We start from the raw sequence: 25,406 nt of genomic DNA on the forward strand, positions 1-25,406 counted from the left end.
TCACGCCCGGATGAGGACTTCTGTCCAGCGACAGAATTGGCGTCTTCTGCTGGACTGGGACCCTTATGCGATCCTTGCCACTCCTCGCCCGTCCCGTGCTTGCGGCTGCCGTTGTGCTCCTCGCCAGCGCCTGCAGTGTCACGGTCCCGGAGAGCCGGACGCCGGAGGTCGGCGCGCTGCTGGTGAGTGACCCGGCGGGGGTGCCCGGACAGGCTGGACTCCCGACGACGGCGCGCACCTCAGCACCGGACGCGGGTTCATGATCAGCACCGCGGACTACGAACTCTGGTGAGGCACGTCTCGCAGGGAGAATGAGCCTGTCGAAGCCCGATCAGACGGCCCTGCCATGACACCATGGGACACGATGAAACTGCGCGCTGATCAGACCGGAGACCGTGGCCTTCCCATGCCCTTGTGGCTGCAGGGAGGCCTCGAAACGGCGCAGGCCGCCATCATCTCCGCGCTCCTGGCGGTGGTACCCATTGTGGCCGTCTGGGTCACAGCCGGGTTCCAGAACACCGCCTTTGATGCCCTGGCCCGCCTCGCCGGCCAAGGCTGGCTGCTGATTCACGGGGTGCCGCTGCAGCTCGCCGTTGTCTCCGGTGAGTCTGGCGCGGCCGTCGGTTCAGGCTCCGGCCTGCTGACCCTGGTGCCTCTCGGCCTGACTTTGATTCCGTTCCTGCTCGCCTGGCGCGCGGGGCGACGCCTGGCCCGGGCCTCCTATACGGACCAGCTGTGGCAGGCGCTGCTCGGGTCCTGGGTGGTCTACGCGGCGTTCGGCGCGGCCACCGCTTTTGTGTGCCGCACCGCAGACGTCGTCATAAATATCTGGTTCGCCATGCTCATCCCGCTGATTCCGTTCGCCCTCGGCATGGTGATCGGCGCCCGACGCGAGGCCGGCTCATGGAGCCGGCTGATCGGCGTCGACGCCGTGGACTGGATCTCGCGCACCAGTCAGCATTCCCGCTGGGCCGGCTCGTATTTGGGCTCCGCGTCCAAGGCGGGCTGTGTCGCGTTATTGGCGGCGTTTGCGCTCGCAGGTGCGCTTCTGGCGGTGGACCTCTTCATCCACTGGAACCTGGTTATTGCTGTCTATGAAGCGCTCGACGCCGGCGCGGTAGGGGGTGCGGCGCTCACCATCGCGCAGCTTGGGTACCTGCCCAACCTGGTGGTTTTTGCGCTGGCCTGGGTCTCGGGCTCGGGTTTTGCCCTGGGCGTTGGCTCGCAGGTGGGTCCGCTGGGCACCGCCACCGGGCCGCTCCCGTCCATCCCGGTCTTCGCTGCCATCCCGTCGGGTCCGCTGGAGTACGGGTTCGTGGCCCTGGCAGTGCCGGTATTGGCGGGCATCCTGGCTGGCTGGTGGTTCCTGCGCGAAGGCGAAAACCACTTCGACGAATGGCTCTCCATCAAGATTGACGTGCGCTGGTTCACGGCCACGGTGTCCACGCTTGCCCTCGGCGCGCTGGTCGGGGTTGTGTCCGGTCTGATGGCCGGGGGGCTGGCCTGGCTGGCCCGCGGCTCTGCCGGCCTGGGCCGCCTCACCTCCATCGGACCGGACCCGTTGTGGATGGGACTCTGGGTTGCCGCGGAGGTGGGCATCGGCGTCGCGATCGGTTACGCGGCCGGACCGTGGCTGGAACGCCAGCAGCACGTGGATGAGGAAGCGGAACTGGCCCGCTGACCGTCGTGGCTGCCGCTGGTGTGGCTGCTACCGGAGACCCGGCAGGGAGTTTTCCAGCTGGACCCGGCAATTGGAGAGCGCCTGGTCGGTGAGGGCCTCACGTGAGCAGGTCTGGAAGTCCTGGACCTGGCGGAAGAACAGTGCCGTCGTCAGGATGACCAGCAGCAGGATCAGTGACACCACCAGTCCCGAGATCGTGCCGAACAGGACAAGTTTGGACTCCTTGAGCGTGGCCGACCGGACCAGCAGGAGGATACCCAGCACAAAGCTCGCGGCGGTCAGGATTCCGGTGAGCCAGAGGTAGCTGACGTCGAGCTGGTAGACGAAGAAGGCGCCCAGTACGGTAACAATAAAGGTCCGGAACAGGTTGCGGGTTTTGGTGAGCGAGTCCTTGGCGGCCTCGCTGAGCGGCTGTTTGGTCCGTTGCTGGCCAGCCGGTTCCGGGGTGTTGTTCATGTTTTCCAGCCTACGCGAGCGTGCCCATAAGCTAGACCCATGCGAATCGTAGTCCTCGTTTCCGGTACCGGGTCCAATCTCCAGTCAGTCATCGACGCCGTTAAGGGAGGGGAGCTGGACGTGGAAATCGCGGCGGTGGGTGCCGACCGGGAGGGGACCTACGGCCTCGAACGCTCCTCGGAAGCAGGGCTGGAGACATTTGTGGTCAACTTCAACTCCTTCCCCACGCGCGACGAATGGGATGCCGCGCTGACCGCCCGGGTGGCATCCTACGCCCCGGACGTGGTGGTCTCCTCCGGCTTCATGCGAATCGTCAGCGCCGACTTCATCGCAGCTTTCGACGGCAAGTACCTCAACACACACCCGGCCCTGCTGCCCGCCTTCCCCGGCGCCCACGGCGTCCGCGATGCCATGGCCTACGGTGTCAAGGTCACCGGCTGCACGGTGCACTGGGCCGACGCCGGGGTGGATACCGGGCCCATCATCGCCCAGGAAGCCGTCGCGATTGAACCGGGGGACACCGAAGAATCCCTCCACGAACGCATCAAGATCGTGGAGCGCCGCCTCCTGGTCAATACGCTGGCTGCCCTCGCCGCCGCCTGATTTTCGGGCGACGACGGGAGCTACTCGAGGCGGCGCTGATTCGTCTCAGGGGAGAAGAACGCCATCCACAGGACAGCCACCAGCACCAGCCCGCCGGCCAGGGCGAAGGATGTGGCCAGACCTAGCTCGGGCCAGAAGTAGTTCGCAAAAATGAGCGGCCCAAAACCTGCCCCCAGCCGCGAAAACGACGACGCCCAGCCGAAACCAGTGCCGCGGAGCTCGGTCGGATAGAGCTCTGACACGTAGGCGTAGAGCACCGGAATCGCTATCTGCACTACAAAGCCGAACACCAGCAGCCAGAACACCGCCGCCGTCGGGATGTCCACCACAACCGCAACGATCACCAGGGTCAGCGCGGACAGCGGGCCCGTGATGGCAAGGATCCATTTGCGGCCCACACGCTCCACCAGCAGCGCGGCCACAACCACGCCCAAAAGCCCAACCGCCGCCATGGACGCGGTGGTCACAAACGCCTTGTATTCGGCGAAGCCCGCACCGATCAGGATCCGCGGCATCCATGTCAGGGACAGGTAGTAGACCAGCAGGATGCTGAAGAACAAAGCCCATGCCGCGGTGGTGATCTTCCAGTTGAACTGCCACACCAGCCGCAGCTGGTGCCAGGCGCTGCCCGCGGAGAGTCGCGGGACTTCCCGGGCGTCGGGAAGGCTGTAGGCGCGGGGTTCGGCACCGGTTGCGGCCACCAGGGCGTCGATGACCTTGGCAGCCTCCTCACGGCGGCCCTTGCGGATGAGGAACAGCGGAGATTCCGGGACACTGCGCCGGACCCAGAACACGAGGAGCGCAGGCAGCACCATGACCAGCAGGGTCAGCCGCCAGTCGCCGAATACGGCCACGAGTCCGGCTGAGACAAAGCCGGCAAGGGCCGCGCCCACCGGCCACCAGCCGTCCATCGCGGTGAGGACTTTCCCGCGCTGCTTGCGTGGTGTGAACTCGCCCACCAGCGCGTAGTCCACAGGTATGCAGCCGCCCAGACCGAAGCCGGCCATAAAGCGGAACGCGCAGAACCAGATGAAATCGGGGGAGAACGCGCCCAGCACGGTGAAGAGCGAGAAGATCAGCAGCGTGGCCGTAAACGCCTTCTTCCGCCCGATCGTGTCCGCTATGGTGCCCCACACAAACGCGCCCACGGCCATGCCGATCAGGTTGGACGTACCCACCCAGGCCACTTCGCCGGGGGCCAGGGCCCAGTGCGTCGAGAGCAGCGGAATCAGGATGCCGTTGAGCGTCACGTCCCACGCATCGAACATAAAGCCGAGGCCGCCGATCACGAAGATCCTGCCCTGAACTTTCCAACGCCAGGGGAGTTCCTGGACCACCTGTTCGCCGCTGGGCACAGTGGTGTAAGTATTCATCGCAGCCTCCTGTGAAAACTCTAACCGTGCCCACTGACGTTCACACTGCCGCCGGCAAGCGGGTCAACCTGCACAACACGATAAACTGGGCCTATCCCCACCAACCGCGGTACTGTTCCGCGAGATCAGACGGAGACTTTTTGTGAGCGTCACGCAGCCTGACCGTGTATCCATCGACCGTATTCCCATCCGCCGGGCACTGATCTCGGTGTACGACAAGACCGGTCTGGAGGAGCTCGCCAAGGGCCTGCACGCAGCCGGCGTGAAGATCGTCTCCACCGGTTCCACGGCCAAGAAGATCGCCGCGGCCGGAATTCCGGTCCAGGAAGTCGAAGAAGTCACCGGGTCCCCGGAAATGCTGGATGGCCGCGTCAAGACCCTGCATCCGCGCGTCCACGGCGGCATCCTGGCCGACCGCCGCGTCCCGGCCCACATGGACACGTTGACCAAAATGGAGATCGAAACCTTCGACCTGGTGGTGGTGAACCTCTACCCGTTCGTTGAGACCGTGAAGTCCGGCGCCGCGCAGGACGATGTCGTTGAGCAGATCGACATCGGCGGCCCCGCGATGGTGCGATCGGCAGCCAAGAACCACGCCGCCGTCGCCATTGTTGTTGACCCCACGTTCTACAGCTCCGTGGTCACCGCCGCCGCTGAGGGCGGCTTTGACCTGAAGACCCGACGCCGGCTGGCCGCCAAGGCGTTCGCCCACACCGCCTCCTACGACAACGCCGTGGCCACCTGGACTGCCAGCCAGTTCCTGGATGAAGACGGCGACGGCATTATCGACTGGCCTGCCTACGCCGGCTTGTCGCTGGAGCGCTCCGAGGTCCTCCGCTACGGCGAAAACCCGCACCAGCAGGCTGCGCTGTACGTGGACAAGGCAGCCCCGGCCGGCATCGCGCAGGCCGACCAACTGCATGGCAAGGCCATGAGCTACAACAACTTCGTGGACGCCGATGCCGCACTCCGGTCCGCGTTCGACTTCGCCGTGCCCGCCGTGGCGATCATCAAGCACGCCAACCCGTGCGGTGTCGCCGTTGGTTCCGCGGGTGCTGCAGACCCGATCGCCGATGCCCATGCCAAGGCCCACGCCTGCGACCCCGTTTCGGCCTTCGGCGGTGTCATCGCTGCCAACCGGACGGTCACCGCCGCCATGGCACAGACCGTTGCCGGCATTTTCACCGAGGTTGTCATCGCCCCGGACTTCGAGCCGGAGGCCGTTGAGATCCTTGCCAAGAAGAAGAACATCCGCCTGCTGGCCCTACCCGACGGCTACGGCCGCTACCCGGCAGAAATGCGCCAGGTTTCCGGCGGCGTCCTGGTACAGATGAGCGACAGGGTGGACGCCGACGGCGACAACCCCGCCAACTGGACCCTCGCCGCCGGCGAAGCCGCTGACGAAAAGACCCTCGCGGACCTCGCCTTCGCCTGGACCGCCTGCCGCGCCGCAAAGTCCAACGCTATTCTGCTCGCGAACCACGGTGCCGCAGTTGGCATCGGCATGGGCCAGGTCAACCGCCTGGATTCCTGCAAGTTGGCCGTAGAGCGGGCCAACACGCTGGGCGTTTCGGTGGAGTCCGACGTCGAAGGTGCTGGCGGTGCGTCAAACGCCAACGCCAGCGGCGCACCGCAGCGCGCCCTCGGTGCCGTCGCTGCTTCCGACGCATTCTTCCCGTTCGCTGACGGCCTGCAGATCCTGATCGACGCGGGAGTCCGCGCCGTGGTGCAGCCGGGCGGTTCCGTGCGGGATGAGGAAGTCGTGGCCGCAGCCAACGCGGCCGGCATCACCATGTACTTCACGGGTGCACGCCACTTCTTCCACTAGTCCCCACCGGCTCCCTAACCTCGCAAGCTCGGTCAAGGAACCCTGCCGGCGTGGGCCCAACGTCGACGGCGGCTGTCCCCTGGGTGGGCACAGCCGCCGTCGGGCTTTAAGGGCCTCTTAGGACTCGCTTGTTGAGGATCCGCGCCCCGCTGCTTGAGGCGCGGACCCCTCCTCCGGAAGCCGAAGATCCCGGGGCTTGGCATCCGCCAGCCGCGCCGGCGTCCAGTACTCGAGGATGTCCTCGTGCGACTGGGGGGGGGCTCGCTGTGGCTGACGGATTCGCCGCCGGGCGAGGATTCCTTAGGAAGCGGCCGCACGGGCGTAGGTCTGCTGGATGACAGTGCCCCAATACGGGCCATACATCACCGGTGATCCGCTGTAGCCGTAGCTGTTGATCGAGTTCTGCAGGCCGGCCGCACCGCTGCCGATGAACCACGGGCCGCCGGATGAACCGCCGGTCATGTCGCAGGGGATGCCCTGGGTATAGAACTGGGGGTTGTTGGTGTCATTGGTGGCCGTACCCGTGCAACTCCAGAGGGAGGCGCCGTTGAAGGGCGATGCCTGGGGGTATCCGTAGGACTTGTAGGTCAGGCCCCGCGGCTGGTTGAAGGTAACACCGGAACCCCCTATGACGTTCGTTAGGAGCTGCCGGCCGAGCGGATTCATGACGGCGAAGCCAGTGTCGTAGGTCATGTCACCGTTGGCGGTCCACTGGGTGGGGGCGTACAGGGCCTTGGCCGTCCACCTGCCGTATGGAGCGTTGCCGTTGTCGTAGGCCGGGACGAACGCGAAGTTGGAGACGAACGCGCCGGGCCCTTCGTTGACGCAGTGTCCAGCGGTGGCCACCGTGCTCTGGTTGGCAGAGGAGACGGCGTTGCCGGAGCAGACGTAGTTAGTGGTCCCGATGCTGAAGAAGACCTTGCCGATGTGGTTCACCGGCGCCTCAAGCTTGGCGATGGTCGGTTTGCCCTTGGTAGCTTTGACCTTGGTGGAGGCTCCCTTTTCCACCGAAATGGCGCTGGAGGTGTTGCCTCGTTCCACTGCTTTGTCGGCCAGGACGTCGCCGGGAATGGCGGCGCGCATCCTGTCTGCAGTCCAGTAATCGGCAACCCCGGTACTGTCCACCGCAGTGCTGGTAACGGATGGTGCAGACTTGTCGCCCGACGCCGAAGGGGCGGCTGTTGCACCCGCGGCGCCAACCAGCGCTAGGACGGCAGCCGCCGAAAGGCTCAGGAGGGTGGCAGCCAAGGACCTGGTACGCGTCATTATTGTCCTGTCTAAAACGTGTGAAGGCGTGCCCTGGAGAGACCGCCGCGTGACCTACCGAATTTATCCGGCTATGACAACTTTGTAAATAGTAGTGACGTCTCATGTATGTTCAGGCCCTGACCTGCACGAAAGCCGCAGCTTGACCACAAAAATCCCGCAGACCGCCTTAAGAGCGGGCGCCGGTTCTGGCGGGGACTGACGTTCAGGACTAATTTTGAAGCACAGCAATGATTGTCCGACTGGGCTCCGGACACGTTAGAGATTTGGGGTCCTCGCCATGTTTTCCTTCCGTAGACCAGTCAAGAAGTCCGCCGCCCGTGGCCGTCACTTCTCCGCCGCCGACCCGCAGGAGGCTGCCAACGACCTGGCAGCCCAGGCTGAAGCCTTACGTCTGCGCGACGTTGACCCGGTTCACACCTTCACCGCAACCTCGGAGCTTCGCCGCCGCGATCCCAAGTATGCGCAGATCTGGCCCAGTGATGTTCCCCACAGGCGGCGTTGACTGAACTGGCGCCCTGGAGGGCTACGTCCGAAACTCCTGGACACCGCGCGACGGCGGATTGCCGCCCGGTGTGCGCCGCGCCATCGCGTGATTTCCAACGCTGTATTCCGGCAGTGACGGACCGGCGCCTACGGCTGCGGGTAGGGTTCAAAACCCTGTCCTCGGGTAAGTTAAGGGAGGTGAAATAGAACAAATTTCCAAAAATCAGCCGACCTCCAGGGAGACGCCCGCGCATGTCCAAGATTATCTATACCCACACCGACGAAGCGCCGATGCTGGCTACTTATTCGTTCTTGCCGATCATCGAGGCATTTGCTTCGACCGCAGGTGTGGAGGTGGAGACCCGTGACATTTCGCTCGCAGGCCGCATCATCTCCGTGTTCGGTGACTACCTCACCCCGGACCAGCAGATCGGCGACGCCCTTGCTGAACTCGGTGAACTGGCAAAGTCACCGGATGCCAACATCATCAAACTGCCCAACATCAGCGCTTCCATCCCGCAGCTGAAGGCCGCCATCGCCGAGCTCCAGGGCCAGGGCTACAGCCTGCCCGACTACCCGGACAACCCCTCCTCCGACGAAGAAACGGCCGTCCGCTCCCGCTACGACAAGATCAAGGGCTCCGCTGTGAACCCGGTCCTGCGCGAGGGAAACTCGGACCGCCGTGCGCCGCTGTCCGTGAAAAACTACGCCCGCCAGAACCCGCACTCCATGGGTGCCTGGTCCGCGGATTCCAAGACCAACGTCGCCACCATGACCGCTGACGACTTCCGCGCGAACGAGAAATCTGTGGTCATCGGGTCCGACGGAACCATCGCCATCCAGCTGGTCCGCGAAGATGGCTCGGTCAAGGTCCTGAAGAAGGACTTCCCCGTGCTGGCCGGCGAAGTCATCGACGGCACAGTCATGCGCGCCGCGGCGCTGGACGAGTTCCTGGCAGCCCAGGTAGCCCGTGCCAAGGAAGAGGGCGTCCTGTTCTCCGCGCACCTGAAGGCCACCATGATGAAGGTCTCGGACCCCATCATCTTCGGCCACGTCGTGAAGGCCTATTTCTCCGAACTGTTCGAGACCTACGGCAAGCAGCTCACCGCTGCCGGCCTGAGCGCCAACAACGGCCTGGCCGCCATCCTGAGCGGCCTCGAGGAGCTGCCGGAGGACGTCCGTGCAGGTGTGAATGCGCTCATTAAGAAGGGCCTCGACGACGGTCCCGCCCTGGCCATGGTGGACTCGGACAAGGGCATCACCAGCCTGAACGTTCCCTCCGACATCATCGTGGATGCTTCCATGCCCGCCATGATCCGCTCCTCCGGCCACATGTGGGGCCCGGAAGGCCAGGAAGCCGACACCCTGGCGGTCCTTCCGGACAGCTCCTACGCCGGCATCTACCAGGTTGTTCTGGACGACTGCCGCGCCCACGGCGCCTTTGACCCCACCACCATGGGCACCGTCCCGAACGTGGGCCTGATGGCCCAGGCCGCCGAAGAATACGGCAGCCATGACAAGACGTTCGAGATCCAGGAAGCCGGGACGGTGCAGATCGTGGACGGCTCCGGTGCTGTGCTGATCGAACACGAGGTTGCCCCTAGTGACATCTGGCGCGCCTGCCAGACCAAGGATGCCCCCATCCGCGACTGGGTCAAGCTTGCCGTCACCCGCGCCCGCGCCTCCAAGACGCCCGCAGTGTTCTGGCTGGACGAGACCCGCGCGCACGACAGCAACCTCATCGCCAAGGTTAACGAATACCTCAAGGACCATGGCACCGAGGGTTTGCAGATCGAAATCATGTCTCCGGTGAAGGCAACGGCCTCCACCCTGGAACGCATTCGCAAGGGCGAGGACACCATCTCCGTCTCCGGCAACGTACTGCGCGACTACCTCACGGACCTGTTCCCCATCCTGGAACTGGGCACCAGTGCCAAGATGCTCTCGGTTGTTCCGCTGATGAACGGTGGCGGACTCTTCGAGACCGGGGCCGGCGGATCGGCCCCCAAGCACGTCCAGCAGCTACTCAAGGAAAACCACCTGCGCTGGGACAGCCTGGGTGAATTCCTGGCTCTGGCCGTAAGCTTCGAACACCTGGCCACTACCACGGACAACGCCCGCGCGCAGGTCCTGGCAGACACCTTGGACAAGGCGACAGGAACCTTCCTGCTGGAAAACAAGTCCCCGAGCCGCCGCGCCGGCGAACTGGACAACCGTGGCAGCCACTACTTCCTCGCACGCTACTGGGCCGAGGAACTGGCCAAGCAGACCGAGGACACGGAACTGGCGGCATCGTTCGCGGCTGTGGCCAAGGAGCTTGCGTCCAGCGAGGAGACTATCGTCGGCGAACTGGCCGCGGTGCAGGGCTCCACGGTGGACGTAGGCGGTTACTACCGTCCGGATGAGGCCAAGGCCTCAGCCGTGATGCGTCCGTCTGCGACTCTGAACAAGGTTATTGCGACTCTGGGCTAATCGGAACCGAACCCAAAGAGGCGGCGCCCCAGGGAACCTGGGCGCCGCTTTTTTGTCTTTTTGTTCGTACGGGATGAAGCATGGATGGGTTAATAACCGTCCACGCAGTCTGACCTTAGTTGTCCTTGCCCTTGCCTTTATTTCCCTTGCCTTCATCGGATGACGGAGATGCCGGTGCCGTGGCCACCTTAGCGGCCTCAGCCGCAGCGGCATCCGCTTCTGCCTTCTTTTGTGCCGCGGCCGCGTCCGCGTCCGCTGCAGCCTTCGCTGCTGCTGCGGCGTCGGCTTCGGCCTTGGCCGCTGTCAGGTCTGCGCGGACAGCGGCAGCGGCCGTGGTGATGCTGCGCCGGCGTTCCTCCGTAACCCCTCCGCTCCCTACAGCGGACGCGAGATCGGCCTCGAGGCTCTCCAGGGCCGCCAGCCCACCGGAAAGGTCGTTGGCGGCGGCAGCCTGGCTGACGCGGAGGACCCGTTCCTGGAGTTGGCGGGCGGAATCACGTTCCAGGCCGGTCTCAGCCGGGCCGCACGCTGCCAACGAAACGGCCAGCAGAACGGCTGTGGCAACAGTGAGGCCCTGGGCTGCCGCAGAAGGCCAGCAGTGATTCTGGGCACTGCTCATGGTTTCACGCTCTCCTGAAGTTCCTTGAGGTGGTCGCCCAAAGTGCCGGTGACGGCGGGGTAAGGAACGACGTCGGGCGTTGGCTCAGGTGCCAGACTGAAGGTCAGCGCCGTTACGGCTGCTCCAGCGGAGAGAACGCCCAACGCGATGACTGTCCAGAACCGCCTTCCGTTGTGGCGAAGACGGGACAAATCCGGGACCCGGCTGTGCGGGTTGGAACGGCGGGTGACGTCCCTTTGTGTGCTGCTTGCCAGGACCACCGGCAGGTCGGATTCAGCGGTGATGGCGATGGACGGTGGCCTGAACGGCATTGCCGGGAGTACCCGGGTTGTCTCCGGTTCAAGCTCGCCCGGTGCTGACACGGGTGACACCAGGGCCTGACGCAGAACGGATTCAACGTCGGCCGCGACGGGACGTTCCATCGGTTCGATGGCGGTCATGGAACGGATCAGATCAGCCCACTCCGCCGGAAGGTCAGCAGGGATCTCCGGCGTCCGGTGCAACCTGGCCACTGCGGATTCAACGGCACTGCCCGGGAACTCAACGGTCTGCTTGACGCATTCCAGGAGAACCAGACCCAGCGAGTAGATGTCAGTGGCGGGCGACAACGGGGACCCCATGGCCTGCTCCGGACTGAGGTAGGCGGCCGTGCCCACCATAGTTCCCGTGGCGGTCAGCCGGGCTGAATCCGCCATCCTGGCGATGCCAAAATCCGTGAGTTTGGGCCGCAAAGGTTCGCCCGGGCGGATCTGCACCAGCAGGATGTTCCCGGGCTTGATGTCACGGTGGATGATCCCCATGCTGTGCACGTAGGTCAGTGCGTCAGCAACGCCTGCCCCGATGACTGCAAGCTCGTCCAAGGGAACTGCACTATGCCTGATCCGGCTGCGGAGGTCCTGCCCCTCCACAAGTTCCATGGTCAGGAACGGGCGAGGTTCGTCCAGGACGCGCGTATCGATCCCTGCGTCGAACAGCGTGACCAGGCTGGGATGGTTGAGCGTTGCCAGCAGTTGGATTTCGGCTTCCTGGCGCTTGAGCTCATTGTCATCAGGCGCCTGTGGGGCAAAGAGCTTCAGGGCGACATCCCGGCCCAGGTTCTCGTCCCGGGCGCGGTAGACGGTGGACATGCCGCCGCGGCCGACAATGTCCGCCAGCCGATAGCGTCCGCCGAGCACTTCATTCTTAATGGAGCTAGGCGAATCCGCCACCATGACCAGTTCCTCCCGGTGCGCTGCGGCACTATTCTTCCCCAATAATACCGGCCGGTAGGGCATCCGTTAAGCCGTCTGTCGGCACGCCGACGGCCCGGCTGAGGAGTGATTGGGACTTTCAGCCGGGCCTTCGGGCCACAAGGACTACTGCTGGTAGTTGAGTTCTCCGGTGGCCACCTCCTATTGGAAAGCTGGCTATGCCGCGAACGGCGGAGCCGGTGTGTATACGGTCTTAGGCGTCACAGTCCGCTGAGTGCGGAGCCCGCTTAGGCCTTCCGGCGCCGCTTGCGCATCAGCAGTCCGGCAAGCAGCAGGATAAGGGCGAGCGGGATCAGGGAAGCATCCATGCCCGTCTTGGCCAGCATGGTGGCGCCGCCCTGGCCCGGGGTGCTGCCCGTGGTGTTCACCGCGGCAGATACCGAACCCGTGGTGTTGCCGGCGGGAAGAACGGTGATGCCAGTCGTGTCAGATCCCGTAGTGCCGGAGGTTCCGGTGCCCGGGTCCCTAGCGTCCGTGCCACCCGTTGTGCCGGTTCCCGGGTCCGTAATGTCCGTGCCACCTGTTATGCCGGTTCCCTGGTCTGTGGTGTCATTGCCGGGCGTTTCCGTACCGGGGGTTTCAGTACCCGGGGTTCCACAGCCGTCGGTTCCACCGCCGATGATGACGCATGCATCAAGACCAACATTCACATCATCAAGGACACCGGACGTGTCCAGGCCCAGACCTACGTCAACGGCGGTGGTTTCGCTGCCGTTGGTGCCGCCGAGGTTGGCGTCGACCACTGCAGCTACGTCGGCGGTGGTTTCGCTGCCGTTGGTGCCGCCGAGGAGGGTGTCTCCGAGATTTACGTCGGCTGCCGCGGCTACGTCAGCGGTAGTCGTGTCGGTTCCGCTGCCGTCAGTGCTGCCAAGAAGGCCGTCGCTGAGTCCAAAATTGGCGTCGACTGCAGCAGCGACATCCGCTGTACCCGATTGCGTTGGGCCGCCCAGCAGACCCAACGACGTCGTGTCAACGGAGGCCGCCGCTGAGACCAGGGCGGATGCGGAAAGGTCCGGTCCGTTCGTTGTGTCCGCGGCGCTGGCTGCGGTGGCGCCGAAGGCCAGTAGCCCGCCGGCAAAGAGGGTGCTGAGCAGCCCCCTGCGAAGGTTGCAATTCATGATGTTCTCTCCTGAGAAGTTGATTTGGGGCGCTGGTTAGCGCCTTGAGGCCGTGTTCTGCCCATGAAGAAGGGCAGGAGGGCTCAACTAGTCAGGAGAGGAACCGGGGTCGAATGACACCGCTGACGGGGCATGGTCTGGTGATCCGCTGATGGGGAAGACCCCTAAGAGCGGCACGTTGAAACTGGACTCGTCCAGGGAGGCAGCAGAGCCTGAGGCGCCGGAGGGCGAGGCGCCGCTCCCTGCGCCCGAAACAGGTCCTGCCGGGGCCGGAGTCGCAGGCGTGGAAGGATCCGTGGTCCAAGGGCTTTCCGCTGGGACTGAGTGCATGTCTGCGCGGGCGGGAACCGGCAGCGACGACGTTCCCGTGACGGCGAGCAAGTTGTCGGCAGAGCCGGGGGAGTTCGTGACGGCATCAGGTGTGACGTGCCCTGCTGCAGCGGCGTCCGTAACCGCCAAGATCTCGCCGGCAACGGCAATCTCTTCAAGGGGCACCAGCCCGGGCAGTGTGACCGGTGCGGACAGAACGGTCACCTTTACCAGGTCCACTACGGGTTTCAGAACCGGCTCAAGAACCGGTGCCGCGTCGGTGAGGGGGAGGGCGACTGTGTCAATCAGGTCATCTGCAGCGGTATCCACCACTGCAGCAACCGGGACGGCCACGGCCGTGACGGTGCCCGCCGGAACCACGATATTGATCACAGGGACCGCGGCAATAAGCTGATCCGCTGTGCCCGCCACAATGCCCACTCCGGGTTGCAGGAGTCCGGTGGGTGAAGGAGCAGGCGGAGCGGCTTCAAGAATGGTAGGGACGGCACCGGTCAACGGCGCGGTCAGGGACGAAACCGATGAATTCACGCTGCCCTGAAGGGACCCGGAATCCCTCGAAGTGTCTGCCGTTGCGGCGGACGCGGAAAGTGTCAGCCAGGTAGCGGTTACCGCACCTGCGAGGAGCAGCGGCCGGAGCGCACGCCACGGCGATCGAACTTTAGCCATGCGTACCACCCCCAGTACCGTTGAGACCTACGATTTCATGAGCGTAAGACTCCGGCGTGGAGCAAGTCTAGGGGAACGGAAAATAAATCCAGCATACTTACTAATTGTCACTCATCCATCGATAACCGAATGGCGAGTGTCAATCCTGTTTACAAAAAAGTCACGGCCCCGAAACGGGACGATTCCGGTAATTCAGTGGGCATCATTCGGGTAGCTGACGCCCAGCTGCCTGCGCACGCTGTCAAAGAGCCGCATGGTCTTGATGGAATCCTCCAGCAGCATGACCGGGCTCTCGGCCAGACCCTGTTGGATGCAGCGGGTCACTTCGCGCAGTTCGTAGGTATAGCCGATGCCAACCACGTCGAACGTTTCCGTGCGCAGCCCTTCCCGGCCGATGCCGATCACGAGTTCCCGCGGATTGTTGATTGAACTGACGCTCTGGAGGTAGCCCAGGCTGCCCGCCACGGTGGCCGTCCGCGGACCGTAGGCCAGGAGCGAGGACGTCAGCTGGGCCTGGGCCCCATGGTTGTAGCCGAGCGTCAGAGCATTCTGGGCGTCCACGCCGTCGTCATTAATGCAGCCGGTGGCACTGACCGTCTGCGGGAAACCCAGCGTACCCAGCGCCCACAGCAGCGGGTAGACCGAGATGTCCAGGAGGGCGCCGCCACCATCCTGCCTGGCCCACAGCCTGGACGTCGAGGAATAGGGCGCGGGAAAGCCCAGGTCAGCGGTCACCCAGTGCACGTCCCCGAGCTCCCCGGACGCGGCAATCTCGAACGCCCGCTGCATGCCCGGGAGGAAGCGGGACCACACAGCCTCCATCAGGAAGAGTTTCCGCTCCCGGGCAAGCGCGACGAGCTCACTCGCTTCCCTGCCGTTGATGGTGAATGCCTTTTCGCACAGGACGTGCTTGCCCGCATTGAGCGCAGCGAGCACAATCTGGTGGTGCTGGGCGTGCGGCGTGGCGACGTAGACAACGTCCACCGAGCCATCGGCGAGCAGCCGCTGGTAACCGGGCACGCCGTCGTCGTCCCCGTAGGCCTTGGCGAAACCGTAATCGGCCGCGAAACTCTCCGCAGTTCCCTGTGAGCGGGAACTGACGGCATAGAGCTCGGCGTCTGGGAGCAGTGCCAGGTCCTGCGATACTGACCGCGCGATCCCGCCGGTGGCTACGACGCCCCACCGCAGGCGTTTTCCGGTGGCAGACCGGGGATCCGGATCGGACTGGCTGGACAGCCACGGTGTGGCAATGGGCGCACTCATGGTGCCCATCCTCTCATTCAGACCAGTCCGGGCGTCAGACCAAGGCGCGCGCCGGTTCTTCCGTCAGCCTGCCCTTCTTGAGCCTGAAGCGGCGGTCCGTCTTGTATGCCAACGCCTTGTCGTGCGTGACCCCGAGGATGGTGGTGTTGTGGTCACGGCTGAGCGAGCTGAGAAGTTCGACGATGTGGTCACCCGTCTGCTCATCGAGGTTGCCGGTGGGTTCGTCAGCCAGGATCAGCTTGGGTTCGTTCGCCAGCGCCCGCGCAATGGCCACGCGCTGCTGCTCGCCGCCGGACAGCCGATTGATGCGCCGCACCTGCTTCTCCGTATCCAGCTGCACCTGCTCCAGGAGGTCCCTGGCCCGCTGCCGCCGTTCCGCTTTGCGCACACCCGCGAACTCCATGGGCAGCATGACGTTGTCCATAGCGGAAAGATTCGGGATCAGGTTGAACTGCTGGAAGAGGAACCCGATATCCCGGCGCCGGTACTCCGTCAGCTTGCCGTCCGGCATGCCCGCCAGGCTCACGCCGTTGACCACGACGTCTCCGCTGGTGGGTTTGTCCAGCGCACCCAGGAGGGACAACAGTGTGCTCTTGCCGCTGCCGCTTTTGCCGACGATGGAGGCCGTAGTGCCCTGCTCCAGAAAAAACTGACATCCTTGACCGGCTTGATGGTGATGACGGCCACGCCGAACACCGCCGCAATGCCGGCCGCGATGACACCGGGGGAGGCGCTGGCGGTGACGGACGTCACTAGCGGGGAAGCGCAGGCGAAGGGGCCCCCGGAGGGAAGACCAGCGCCGCCCGGGAAACCCGCGCCGCCGGAAGCCAGCCGCGCCAGTACGTGCGGCGCGCCTGGTGGTGGCTGCCGCCGTCGTCGTGTTGGAGCTGATCAGCGCGGACGCGATGCCGCCGCTGGCAAGGAGGCGACGCCGGCGCCTACTGCGCTGCCCATGGCCACGAGCACCAGGGCCTCCAAGACGAACTGCAGGCCGATGGTGCGGTTGGGGGCGCCGATGGCTTTGAGGACACCAATTTCGCGCCGGCGCTCGCGGACCAGCATGACCATGATCAGGCCGGCGGTTGCCAGGGCAGCTACGAAGGCGATAAAGGAGATGTTCTTGACGCTGTCCAGCGAGCTGACAGCTGTGGTCAGGCTTTGGCCCTGGGTTACGTCGGCCTTGTCCGTACCGAGCGCATTCTGCAGGGCGGTCTTGGCGGAGTCCACGTTGTCCATGCTGTTGACCGTGACGATCATGGAGGACAGCTCATCCGGAAGCGCCGCCAGGGTCTGCGCCGTAGGGAGGGTCAGGTACAGTGCGTTATTTCCGATCGCTGTGCCCGAGTCAAAAAGTCCGGCCACCGTGAAGGTCTGGTCCTTGACAGTGAGGTTGAGCCCACGGTGAAATTGTTCTTTTCCGCCAGGCTGGTTCCCAGCAGGGCGTTGGTGGACGCGGCGGTCAGGCTGGTGGTCACGGCCGTTGTGTTCTGCCCGCCGGGTCCGCCCTGGCCTCCGCCTGGTCCGCCCTGGGTGCCAGCGGCAGCCTGCGCCGTAGCATCTGTCGCGTGAGTGAGCCGGAGCGCTTTGGTTCCGACGACGGCCGCTACGTTCGGTACCGCCGCCGCGGTTGCGGCCTGCGCTGATGTCAGTGGTTCGCCGCCGCCGTCGAACCCCTGTCCGCCAGCGGGGTTGACGGTCAGGACCGTGCCCACGGAAGCATTCAGCTCCTGGACTTTTGCGCCGACGGCCTGGTTGGCCACCAGCATGGCCAGGGCAAGCCCGATGGCGACCGCCAGAACTGCTACCACCGCAGCTGTTCGGACTTTGTTTCTGAAGGCATTGCCAACACTCCGGGCAGGGACGCTCACTGTACTCCCTAGGATCGGGGCCGGAGAGGGGCCGGCAACTGGTCCTGCTCTGCCGCCGGGGCCTGTGCGGACATCCGGCCGAAGCTGTGGTTGGGCTGTGAGGCTGGAAATGCGAAAGGCGGCCACCCCCTCGTGGGGATGGCCGCCTTTCGGTGGTGCGGCAGTGCCTACTTGGTCAGCGGGCCAAGTACCGGATCGTCCACGTAGGCCGTCTTCACGTTGGCGGCGGTCACGATGACCGGCGGCAGCAGGAAGGCAGGGACGGTCTTCACCGTGTTGTTGTAGGACTTGGTGTCGTTGACCTCAGGCGTCTTGCCTGCCTGCAGGTCCTTAACCATGGTGATCGCGTGCTCAACGAGCTTGCGGGTGTCCTTGTTGATAGTGGAGTACTGCTCGCCGGCAAGGATGGACTTGACGGATTCAACTTCCGAGTCCTGGCCGGTGATGATCGGCAACGGCTTGCCGGCGGCCTTGACTGAGGTCAGGACTGCGCGGGCCAGGGTGTCGTTCGGGGACAGGACGCCGTCAAGGCTTGCGGTGGTGTAGCTGCCCGTCAGCAGGGTGTCAGCGCGGCGCTGGGCGTTCTCTGCCTTCCAGCCCTGGGTGACGGCCTGTTCGAAGGTTGTCTGGCCCGAAACCACTTTGAGGGTGCCGTCGTCGATCTTGGGCTTGAGGATGCTCATGGCGCCGTCGAAGAAGACCTTCGCGTTGGCATCATCCGGGGATCCGGCGAAGAGCTCGATGTTGTACGGGCCCGTGGGCTTTTTAGCCTTCATTCCGTCCAGCAGCGCCTGGCCCTGCAGTACACCCACCTTGAAGTTGTCGTAGGCCACGTAGTAGTCCACGTTCGCGGTGTTGAGCAAGAGCCGGTCATAGGCAATGATCGTGGCGCCGGAGTCCTTGGCCTGCTGCAGCTGGGTACCCAGCTGGGCGCCGTCGATGGCACCGACAATGATGACCTTGGCGCCCTTGGTGATCATGGCACTGATCTGGTTCTGCTGTTCAGAGACGCCACCGTTGGCGAACTGCACGTCCGCCTTGAAGCCGGCACTGGAGAGTCCGTCATTGAACAGTTTTTCCGCCAGGACCCAGTTTTCGCTGGTCTTCTGGGGAAGTGCGACGCCGATGGAGGAGCTCTGGTCGAAGCCGCCGCTGCCGCTGCTGCTGCTGCTGGTGCCGGTGTCGGCGCGGCCGCAGGCTGTCAGTGCCAGTGCCGCTATTGCAGCGACAGCTGCAGCCTTTCCTGCTTTACCAATCATTCGCATTGCTGATTCTCTTTCTTTTGGTGGTGTGAATCGAAAGGCTAACGCTCAGACTTCCCTGGCGATCGCTTCCTTGGTGGAGGTGGTTTCGTCGGGCTGGAGGGGGTTGGAAGGACCAGCGTTGCGAGTGAAGTTCTTGGTCATCATGCCTATAAGGGACCTCTTTCCCTGGGTCTTGTTGTAGACGTCGAACGCGACGGCGATGAGCAGGACCAGGCCCTTGATGATCTGGGTGAGGTCAGCGCCGACGCCGAGGAGCTGCAGGCCGTTGTTCAGCACAGCCATCACCAGGCCACCGATGATGGAGCCGATCACCGTGCCCACGCCGCCAGTCACGGCGGCGCCGCCGATGAAGACTGCAGCGATGGCGTCCAGTTCCCAGCCGACGCCGTCGAACGGGCCCGAAGCGGTGGACCGGCCTACGAAGATCATGCCGGCCAGGCCGGCCAGGATGGACATGTTCATCATGACCAGGAAGTTAACCTTCTTGGACTGGACGCCGGACAGCTCGGCTGCGTGGCGGTTACCGCCTACGGCGTAGACATGCCGACCCACCACCGTTTTGGCGGAGACGAACCCGTAGATCACCACCAGCACGGCGAGGATCAGTCCGGGGATGGGGAACGAGGTGCCGGGACGGCCCGTTGCGAAGAGGTATGTGGCGTACAGGATGGCGGCGCAGACCAGGACCAGCTTCAGGACAACCACCCAGGTTTCGGGCACTTCCGCGCCGAGGGCCTTGGCGGTACGGCGGCGGCGGATTTCGCTGACGATCACGAAGGCGGCGCCCGCGAGGCCGATCAGGAGCGTCAGGTTGTTGTAGCCGGTTTTTGGTCCGACTTCCGGAAGATAGCCGGAGCCGAGGAACTGGAAGTCTGTTGGTACCGGGATGGTGTTGGACTTGCCTACGAACTGGTTGAAGCCGCGGAACAGCAGCATGCCTGCCAGCGTGACGATGAACGCCGGGATGCCAACATACGCCGTCCATATCCCTTGCCAGGCACCGATGAGTGCTCCCAGCAGCAGGCCCAGCAGCACGCCGGCGTACCAGGGGATGCCCCAGTCGCGCATGGCCAAGGCCACTGAAACGCCGACGAACGCGGCGACGGATCCGACTGAGAGGTCAATGTGCCCGGCAATGATGACCAGGACCATGCCGATCGCGAGGATCAGGATGTAGGAGTTTCCATTGAAGAGGTTGATGACATTGCCCGACGTGAGCGTGCGGCCCTCTGTGGTGATCTGGAAAAAGATGATCAGTGCGACCAGGGCGAAGATCATCCCGAATTGGCGGGTGTTTCCGCCGAAGAGCTTCTTGAGCGCGTTCATTGTTTCAGTCCTTGTTTCTGGAAGGATCTGGAGGATTCCAGAGGGTCAGGCGGATTTACGGGCAGACGTCATGAGTTTCATCAGGCTTTCCTGGCTTGCGTCGTCTTTGTTCAGGACTCCGGTGATGGCACCTTCGAAGATGGTGTAGATACGGTCGGAAAGTCCCAGCAGCTCGGGCAGTTCGGAAGAGATGACGATGACGCCCTTGCCCTGGTTGGCGAGCTGCTGGATGATGCCGTAGATCTCGTATTTGGCACCCACATCGATCCCGCGTGTCGGTTCATCCAGGATCAGCAGGTCCGGGTCCGTGAACATCCATTTGGCGAGGACCACCTTCTGCTGATTGCCGCCGGAGAGCTTGGCCACCCCTTCCTCCACGGACGGAGTCTTGGTCCGCAGCGACTTGCGGTACTGCTCCGCCACCGTGAACTCCGCATTCGTGTCCACCACGGTGTGGTGGCTGATTTTCTTCAGGTTGGCCGAGACGGTAGTGGTCTTGATGTCATCGAGAAGGTTCAGCCCCAGGGACTTACGGTCCTCAGTCACGTAGCCGAGTCCGGCGTCGATGGCCTGGCGAACGCTCTTGAGGCTGACTTCCTTGCCGTCTTTGTAGGTGTGCCCGTCGATGAACCGCCCGTAGGACCGGCCGAAAACGGAACGGGCGAGCTCGGTGCGGCCGGCACCCATCAGCCCGGCAAAGCCAACGATCTCGCCGCGGCGGACGAAGAAGTTGGAACCCTTGCAGACGAGCCTGTCCTGGATGGCGGGGTGGCCCACGGTCCAGTCCTTGACCTCGAAGAACACCTCGCCGATCTGAGGTGTGTGGTCGGGAAAGCGGGACTCCAAGGCGCGGCCCACCATGCCCTTGATGATGCGGTCCTCGTCGACGCCGTCGGCCTTGACATCGAGGGTTTCGATCGCCTTGCCATCCCGGATGATGGTGATGGAATCGGCGATCTGTTCGATCTCGTTGAGCTTGTGGGAAATGATGATCGAGGTGATGCCCTTGCCCTTGAGGCCCAGCATCAGGTCCAGGAGGTGCTGGGAATCGGATTCGTTCAGTGCAGCGGTTGGCTCGTCCAGAATGAGGATCTTGACCGACTTGTTCAGCGACTTGGCGATCTCCACCAGCTGCTGCTTGCCGACGCCGATCTCCTTGATGGGGGTGTCCGGGTTTTCGCGCAGGCCTACTCGGGCCAGAAGTTCGGTGGAACGGAGGCGCGCCTCCGTCCAGTTGATCACGCCGCGCTTGGTGGGTTCGTTGCCCAGGAAGATGTTCTCCATGATGGAGAGCTCCGGGATCAGGGCCAGCTCCTGGTGGATGATCACGATGCCGGACGCCTCACTGGCCCGGATGTCCTTGAACTGCTGGACTTCGTTCTGGTACACGATGTCGCCGTCGTAGCTGCCGTACGGGTAGACGCCCGAAAGCACCTTCATCAGCGTGGATTTGCCGGCGCCATTTTCGCCGCAGATAGCGTGAATCTCGCCGGCTTTGACCCGGAGGCTCACTTCCGACAATGCCTTGACACCGGGAAATTCCTTGGTGATGGAACGCATCTCCAGGATGACCGGGTGACTGTGCGTGGTCTGGGACGTCATTTGCCCTTACGCCTCCAATGCATGACTTCTTTGTCCGCCCCGCAAAGCGCAGGGGCGTCTGATGAAAAAGTAAACTGGATCACACCCGTTATCGTCAAGTCTTTAACGCAATTATGCGGATAACGAAACGGCTACATTCGCCGGATGCCGGCGTACTGGAACACCAGCGCGGCTGCTCCCAAAGCCTCCGCGCGGTCCCCGAGTGAGGACATCGTCAGTGTGGTGGTCTCGCCGATCACCGGTACTGCATGCCGGATCAGCCCCCGTCGAATGGGGGCGAGCAGCAGCTCACCCAGGCCCGCGAGCGGGCCTCCCACCACGATGACTTCAGGGTTGATCAGGTTCGCTACGTTGCCCAGGGCGCGCCCAACTGCCAGGCCTGCATCGTCCACCACGCGCAGTGTCGCGGAGTCGCGTGCCAGGGCCTTCCGGACGATGTCCGCAGGCGTGAGGGGCGGATCTTCCCCGCGGCCGAGGAGCTCGATCATGGTGGTGGTGGAGGCGATGGTTTCCAGGCAGCCGCGGTTGCCGCAACGGCACACGAGACCGTGTTCATGGATGGTGGCATGGCCGATTTCCCCGGTGATGCCCACTGTGCCGTAGTAAGGGGCCCCGTTGAGGATCAGGCCGGCTCCGATGCCGGAACCGATCTTGAGGAACATCAGGTTGCTGACCCCCGTATGCGGCCCCCACGTGACCTCCGACCAGGCGCCGAGATTGGCGTCGTTGTCGACAAAGATGGGGATTTTGAGGGTGTCCTCCAGGTGTTGAAGGATGTTAATGCCCACCCATTCCGGGAGGATGGCGCCCTGTGCGACGGTGCCGGTCCGGCGGTCGATGGGTCCCGGGATTCCGACGCCGGCACCCACCACCAGGGTCCGGTCCACGCCGCTTTGCTCCAGCAGTTTATCCAGCAGTGCAACAGCCGCCTGGATGCCTTCCTCGGCCTGGTGGCCCAAGGGGAGCAGGACGGATTCTTCGGCGATCACGTGGTAGCTCAGGGACGCCAGGACCACTCGGAGATGCCGCCTGCCGAAGTCAATACCCACAGCGACCGCGCCGTTGCTGTTGAGTCTCACGTTGAGCGCCCGGCGCCCGGAGCTGGTGATCGGTTCGGTTGACGCCAGGCCCGCATCCTGCATGATTTTGACGATGTTGGACACAGTTGCAGTGGACAGTCCGGTCTGGCGCGCAAGCTCGGCCTGCGTGGACGGGCCGCTCATGAGGGTCTCGATGATCCGTTGCTGGTTCAGTTGCCGGAGGGCTGACTGGGATCCCGGATTCTTTGGCTTGCTCCTCGTCGAGCGCGGTGTGGCGGACATGAAGAGAAGATTGCCCTACTTCACCCTTGTAGTCAAGAAGTTAACGCAATATGCCTGCCGGATGAGACGAAATGATGGGATGATCCGTCCATTTGGAGGCTTGGCCAGTGCAGTCTGCCCCGGAACCGATCACGGCCGGTGGTTAGGCTGAACAAAGCGGCCGCATACTTCCTTCGGCCGTCCCGATCATGTGAGGTGGAAACGGTGCTGCTGGCCCTGATGCAGGCGAACGCCCGAGTGCTGGACGTGGATGCAAACTGCGCTGCCCTGGATGCGGCTGCCCAGGCTGCCGCTGCTGAAGGCGCAGCGGTGCTGGTCACCCCGGAACTGTTTGCGGTGGGCTACGCGCCGCTGCGGCTACGTGCGGAGCTAGACCCCTCCGGGATTCCCGCCATCAGGGAAACGCTGTCAGGGATCGCCCGCCGCCACGGAATCGGACTGGCCTACAGCCTGCCGTCAGTCGCGGGCGGGGGCAGCTGGCACATCACCTCTACGCTGGTGGACACCACCGGCACTGAGCTTCTCACCTACGCCAAGGTGCACCTCTTCGGTCATGGCGAACGCGCGGCGTTCAGCCCCGCCGAGGAGCCTCCCGCCGTCGTCGATTTCAACGGCTTCCGGACGTCGATGGTGATCTGCTACGACGTGGAATTTCCGGAAACGGTCAGGGCGGCGGCACTGGCTGGAGCAGAGCTGCTCCTGGTGCCCACCGCGCTGGCGCACGGATTCGAGACCGTCCCCCAGGTCCTGCTCCGGGCCCGCGCGCTGGAGAGCCAACTGACCATCGCCTATGCCAACCACTCCGGAATCGAGGAGGGCTGCGAATTCCTGGGCGGTAGCGTCATCGCTGGGCCGGACGGTTCGCTGCTGGCCGCGGCGGGACCGGGAGCCGAACTCCTGTATGCCGAGGTGGATCCGGACGCTGCCCGAAATGCCCGTGACGTGGTGCCCTATCTCCGTGAACGCCGCCCGGAGCTCTACCGGTCCTGGGGCATCTGAGGCCCGCCGTCCTCCAGGCCGTCCACGTACTGCAGGGCAATCCACAGTTCAGCTCGCACTTGGGCGGAGCCCAGGTCCATGGCCAGCAGCTCGGCCAGTGCATTGATCTGGCGCCGCACGCTGTTCCGGTGCATCCCGAGGGCTTTGGCACTGGCATCCCAATTGCCGTTTTCGCCCAGCCATGACTTCAGGACGAACAGCTGGGAGCTGATTCGGTCAGGCTCCTGCGCCAGGACCGGTTCCAGCAGCCGGGCGGCAAGCATGGTGCCGGCGCTGCGGCCCAACAGTCCCGCGACTGACCACGTGACGTCATCCACGCGCACGCTTTCTCCGCTTGCCTGGACGCGGGATCGCAGCGACGCCGCACGCTGATAGGCGGCAGGAAGGCCGGCCATTTCGGTGGGATCGCCCACCACCAGGCGCCAGCCCAGGTCCTCCACCTCGTGCAGCAGCGTGTCGTCCACTTTGAACCGCGTGACGGCGGCAAACCCGTATTCCGTCAGTTCCACCATCTTCGTGTCGAACAGCCTGCGCCACTGCAGCAGTTCCCGGACCGGACCGTCCGCCGACGCGGTCGGCGCAACATCCGCGCGGACGCCCTGAATCACCCGCAGGGCACCGGACCGGGTTCCGGAAACGCTTTGGGCCAGGAGGTCCCTAAGGACGTTCAGCCGCCGGCTTGATCCGGAGGCCAGGCTCTCGGGACGCAGCAGGAGTGCCGTTGCCAGCTGGCTGGGGGCGAGCGAGCCGCTGGTGCGTTGTCGCACCAGCAGTTCCAGCAGCCCCACCACAGAGGACACCACGCTGTTCTGCGCCGGGGTCAGCGGCTTGTCCGTGCCCAGGATAAGAGCCCCGAGGGTGGCGTCCCTGGTGCTCCGGAGGGGATGGCCGAAGACGAAGGCCGAACCGTCCGTCGGAAACGAGTCTGTCTCCACCCGCGGGCCGTTGCCTGCCAGCAGCCGCTTGAGTATCGGGTGCAGGGCAGAAGGCTCGACGGCGGCGGCAGCGCCGGTCCCGGCCGCTGCCGCACGGGCCCGCACGCGTCCGTCCGCCCCGAAAAGCTGGGCCCACACCGGAACCTGCTGTGCCAACGCGGACAGGAGCTCGTGCTCGGGCCTGGCCGACAGCACAGCCCGCATCAGTCGCCGATTGGTCTCCGCCAGCTGGCGGAAGACCCGGGCATTTCCGGATTCCAGGAGCTGGGAGAACTCCAAGCCGATGGCGGCGAAGGGGACGCTGCTGGGGATCTGCACCAGGGTGAGCTGATGGGTTTGGCAGGCTGACATCACGTGGTCCGGGACGTCGTCGAAGTAGGGCTCGAGGCCAAATCCCAAGGCGGCGACGCCTGCGCCGACCAGCCGCCGGACGTACGCTTCCGCCCGCTCCTTCGTGCCGCCTGCGTCCAGGAACGGCAGTCCCGCCGTGAGGACGAACTCCCCGTCCAGGAGGTAGGGCGTGGGATCCTCCAGTTCGCTGGGTTCCACCCAGCGCAACGGAGCGCTGGAGTTACCAGCATCGTGCAGGACCCTGAGGTCCCGGGGGAGTGCTGCCAAAAACTGGCCCAGGGTCACCGCATCCAGGTGGTCCGCGGCATCAGGCTGCACGGAAGGAGT

The 25,406-nt window shown here is 64.4% G+C and carries 19 protein-coding genes and 2 pseudogenes; 6 read left to right on the top strand and 15 right to left on the bottom strand.

Translation table 11 applies throughout. The annotated features are described in order from the left end of the window. The first annotated feature begins 364 nt into the window (after window positions 1-364). Window positions 365-1,681, top strand: coding sequence for a DUF6350 family protein (locus ACQCSV_RS06285; protein ID WP_426939534.1), 1,317 nt, complete (start codon window positions 365-367; stop codon window positions 1,679-1,681). Between the two features lie 27 nt (window positions 1,682-1,708). On the opposite strand, the gene ACQCSV_RS06290 is transcribed toward ACQCSV_RS06285, so the two are convergent. Beyond that, window positions 1,709-2,137 (bottom strand): hypothetical protein, encoded by a 429-nt coding sequence (locus ACQCSV_RS06290; RefSeq protein ID WP_354153986.1) that lies wholly within the window; start codon window positions 2,135-2,137, stop codon window positions 1,709-1,711. A 39-nt stretch (window positions 2,138-2,176) separates the two neighbouring features. Here ACQCSV_RS06290 and purN point away from each other — a divergent pair, with 39 nt between their 5' ends. Next, window positions 2,177-2,740, top strand: coding sequence for a phosphoribosylglycinamide formyltransferase (gene purN, locus ACQCSV_RS06295; RefSeq protein ID WP_354153985.1), 564 nt, complete (start codon window positions 2,177-2,179; stop codon window positions 2,738-2,740). Window positions 2,741-2,760: 20 nt separating this feature from the next. Here the strand turns inward: purN and ACQCSV_RS06300 are convergent, their stop codons facing one another. Further along, entirely contained in the window at window positions 2,761-4,113 is a 1,353-nt protein-coding gene (locus tag ACQCSV_RS06300) for an MFS transporter (protein ID WP_426939352.1), read from the bottom strand. Between the two features lie 142 nt (window positions 4,114-4,255). Between ACQCSV_RS06300 and purH the strand changes: the two genes are divergently transcribed. Further along, entirely contained in the window at window positions 4,256-5,941 is a 1,686-nt protein-coding gene (gene purH, locus ACQCSV_RS06305; protein WP_426939353.1) for a bifunctional phosphoribosylaminoimidazolecarboxamide formyltransferase/IMP cyclohydrolase, read from the top strand. 300 nt (window positions 5,942-6,241) lie between these two features. Here the strand turns inward: purH and ACQCSV_RS06310 are convergent, their stop codons facing one another. Then, window positions 6,242-7,207 (bottom strand): trypsin-like serine peptidase, encoded by a 966-nt coding sequence (locus tag ACQCSV_RS06310; RefSeq protein ID WP_426939354.1) that lies wholly within the window; start codon window positions 7,205-7,207, stop codon window positions 6,242-6,244. 280 nt (window positions 7,208-7,487) lie between these two features. On the opposite strand from ACQCSV_RS06310, the gene ACQCSV_RS06315 reads away from it, so the two are divergent. Further along, a complete protein-coding gene (locus ACQCSV_RS06315) occupies window positions 7,488-7,712 on the top strand; it encodes a hypothetical protein (RefSeq protein ID WP_354153981.1) in 225 nt (74 codons plus the stop codon). A 233-nt stretch (window positions 7,713-7,945) separates the two neighbouring features. Further along, window positions 7,946-10,165: an NADP-dependent isocitrate dehydrogenase gene (locus ACQCSV_RS06320; RefSeq protein ID WP_426939355.1), complete on the top strand. Its 2,220-nt coding sequence runs from the start codon at window positions 7,946-7,948 to the stop codon at window positions 10,163-10,165. Window positions 10,166-10,280: 115 nt separating this feature from the next. Here the strand turns inward: ACQCSV_RS06320 and ACQCSV_RS06325 are convergent, their stop codons facing one another. The 11 genes and pseudogenes from ACQCSV_RS06325 to ACQCSV_RS06375 all read right to left on the bottom strand — a co-directional run bounded on the left by ACQCSV_RS06325 (window position 10,281) and on the right by ACQCSV_RS06375 (window position 22,794). After that, the gene (locus tag ACQCSV_RS06325) at window positions 10,281-10,784 is read right to left on the bottom strand and encodes a hypothetical protein (protein ID WP_354153979.1); all 504 of its coding nucleotides are present in this window, start codon (window positions 10,782-10,784) and stop codon (window positions 10,281-10,283) included. Continuing rightward, entirely contained in the window at window positions 10,781-11,995 is a 1,215-nt protein-coding gene (locus ACQCSV_RS06330) for a serine/threonine-protein kinase (RefSeq protein WP_426939356.1), read from the bottom strand. The genes ACQCSV_RS06325 and ACQCSV_RS06330 overlap by 4 nt, the downstream gene beginning before the upstream one ends. Window positions 11,996-12,261: 266 nt before the next feature. Then, complete coding sequence (locus tag ACQCSV_RS06335) at window positions 12,262-13,152, bottom strand: hypothetical protein (protein ID WP_354153977.1); 891 nt, start codon at window positions 13,150-13,152, stop codon at window positions 12,262-12,264. A gap of 87 nt (window positions 13,153-13,239) precedes the next feature. Continuing rightward, on the bottom strand, window positions 13,240-14,148 hold the full coding sequence (locus ACQCSV_RS06340) for a hypothetical protein (RefSeq protein ID WP_354153976.1): 909 nt from the start codon (window positions 14,146-14,148) through the stop codon (window positions 13,240-13,242). A 192-nt stretch (window positions 14,149-14,340) separates the two neighbouring features. Continuing rightward, window positions 14,341-15,411: a Gfo/Idh/MocA family oxidoreductase gene (locus ACQCSV_RS06345; RefSeq protein WP_354153975.1), complete on the bottom strand. Its 1,071-nt coding sequence runs from the start codon at window positions 15,409-15,411 to the stop codon at window positions 14,341-14,343. A gap of 34 nt (window positions 15,412-15,445) precedes the next feature. After that, window positions 15,446-16,107: pseudogene (locus ACQCSV_RS06350) on the bottom strand (ABC transporter ATP-binding protein). Continuing rightward, a pseudogene (locus ACQCSV_RS06355) lies at window positions 16,087-17,279 on the bottom strand (ABC transporter permease); the annotation flags it as partial. The pseudogenes ACQCSV_RS06350 and ACQCSV_RS06355, both read right to left, overlap by 21 nt. A gap of 167 nt (window positions 17,280-17,446) precedes the next feature. Beyond that, window positions 17,447-18,544: a sugar-binding protein gene (locus tag ACQCSV_RS06360; protein ID WP_354222340.1), complete on the bottom strand. Its 1,098-nt coding sequence runs from the start codon at window positions 18,542-18,544 to the stop codon at window positions 17,447-17,449. A 45-nt stretch (window positions 18,545-18,589) separates the two neighbouring features. Next, window positions 18,590-19,870: a multiple monosaccharide ABC transporter permease gene (gene mmsB, locus ACQCSV_RS06365; RefSeq protein ID WP_354153973.1), complete on the bottom strand. Its 1,281-nt coding sequence runs from the start codon at window positions 19,868-19,870 to the stop codon at window positions 18,590-18,592. 45 nt (window positions 19,871-19,915) lie between these two features. Continuing rightward, complete coding sequence (gene mmsA / locus ACQCSV_RS06370; protein ID WP_354153972.1) at window positions 19,916-21,472, bottom strand: multiple monosaccharide ABC transporter ATP-binding protein; 1,557 nt, start codon at window positions 21,470-21,472, stop codon at window positions 19,916-19,918. A 131-nt stretch (window positions 21,473-21,603) separates the two neighbouring features. Continuing rightward, window positions 21,604-22,794: an ROK family transcriptional regulator gene (locus ACQCSV_RS06375; RefSeq protein ID WP_354222338.1), complete on the bottom strand. Its 1,191-nt coding sequence runs from the start codon at window positions 22,792-22,794 to the stop codon at window positions 21,604-21,606. A gap of 204 nt (window positions 22,795-22,998) precedes the next feature. On the opposite strand from ACQCSV_RS06375, the gene ACQCSV_RS06380 reads away from it, so the two are divergent. Next, window positions 22,999-23,793, top strand: a complete 795-nt coding sequence (locus tag ACQCSV_RS06380; RefSeq protein ID WP_354154214.1) for a nitrilase-related carbon-nitrogen hydrolase — start codon at window positions 22,999-23,001, stop codon at window positions 23,791-23,793. Here ACQCSV_RS06380 and ACQCSV_RS06385 read toward each other — a convergent pair. Further along, window positions 23,772-25,397, bottom strand: coding sequence for a PucR family transcriptional regulator ligand-binding domain-containing protein (locus tag ACQCSV_RS06385; RefSeq protein WP_426939357.1), 1,626 nt, complete (start codon window positions 25,395-25,397; stop codon window positions 23,772-23,774). The genes ACQCSV_RS06380 and ACQCSV_RS06385 overlap by 22 nt on opposite strands. Between the last annotated feature and the right edge of the window lie 9 nt (window positions 25,398-25,406).

The organism is Pseudarthrobacter sp. S3 (genome assembly GCF_050156905.1).
Classification (GTDB): Bacteria; Actinomycetota; Actinomycetes; order Actinomycetales; family Micrococcaceae; genus Arthrobacter.

What these genes read in the sequence shown, in the direction of transcription:
- ACQCSV_RS06360 (WP_354222340.1), bottom strand. Translation starts at nt 18,544, where the DNA reads ATGCGAATGATTGGTAAAGCAGGAAAGGCTGCAGCTGTCGCTGCAATA.
- ACQCSV_RS06375 (WP_354222338.1), bottom strand. Translation starts at nt 22,794, where the DNA reads ATGTCCGCCACACCGCGCTCGACGAGGAGCAAGCCAAAGAATCCGGGA.
- ACQCSV_RS06325 (WP_354153979.1), bottom strand. Translation starts at nt 10,784, where the DNA reads ATGAGCAGTGCCCAGAATCACTGCTGGCCTTCTGCGGCAGCCCAGGGC.
- ACQCSV_RS06285 (WP_426939534.1), top strand. Translation starts at nt 365, where the DNA reads ATGAAACTGCGCGCTGATCAGACCGGAGACCGTGGCCTTCCCATGCCC.
- mmsA (WP_354153972.1), bottom strand. Translation starts at nt 21,472, where the DNA reads ATGACGTCCCAGACCACGCACAGTCACCCGGTCATCCTGGAGATGCGT.
- ACQCSV_RS06290 (WP_354153986.1), bottom strand. Translation starts at nt 2,137, where the DNA reads ATGAACAACACCCCGGAACCGGCTGGCCAGCAACGGACCAAACAGCCG.
- mmsB (WP_354153973.1), bottom strand. Translation starts at nt 19,870, where the DNA reads ATGAACGCGCTCAAGAAGCTCTTCGGCGGAAACACCCGCCAATTCGGG.
- ACQCSV_RS06335 (WP_354153977.1), bottom strand. Translation starts at nt 13,152, where the DNA reads ATGAATTGCAACCTTCGCAGGGGGCTGCTCAGCACCCTCTTTGCCGGC.
- ACQCSV_RS06330 (WP_426939356.1), bottom strand. Translation starts at nt 11,995, where the DNA reads ATGGTGGCGGATTCGCCTAGCTCCATTAAGAATGAAGTGCTCGGCGGA.
- purN (WP_354153985.1), top strand. Translation starts at nt 2,177, where the DNA reads ATGCGAATCGTAGTCCTCGTTTCCGGTACCGGGTCCAATCTCCAGTCA.
- ACQCSV_RS06320 (WP_426939355.1), top strand. Translation starts at nt 7,946, where the DNA reads ATGTCCAAGATTATCTATACCCACACCGACGAAGCGCCGATGCTGGCT.
- ACQCSV_RS06300 (WP_426939352.1), bottom strand. Translation starts at nt 4,113, where the DNA reads ATGAATACTTACACCACTGTGCCCAGCGGCGAACAGGTGGTCCAGGAA.
- ACQCSV_RS06340 (WP_354153976.1), bottom strand. Translation starts at nt 14,148, where the DNA reads ATGGCTAAAGTTCGATCGCCGTGGCGTGCGCTCCGGCCGCTGCTCCTC.
- ACQCSV_RS06345 (WP_354153975.1), bottom strand. Translation starts at nt 15,411, where the DNA reads ATGAGTGCGCCCATTGCCACACCGTGGCTGTCCAGCCAGTCCGATCCG.
- ACQCSV_RS06315 (WP_354153981.1), top strand. Translation starts at nt 7,488, where the DNA reads ATGTTTTCCTTCCGTAGACCAGTCAAGAAGTCCGCCGCCCGTGGCCGT.
- ACQCSV_RS06310 (WP_426939354.1), bottom strand. Translation starts at nt 7,207, where the DNA reads ATGACGCGTACCAGGTCCTTGGCTGCCACCCTCCTGAGCCTTTCGGCG.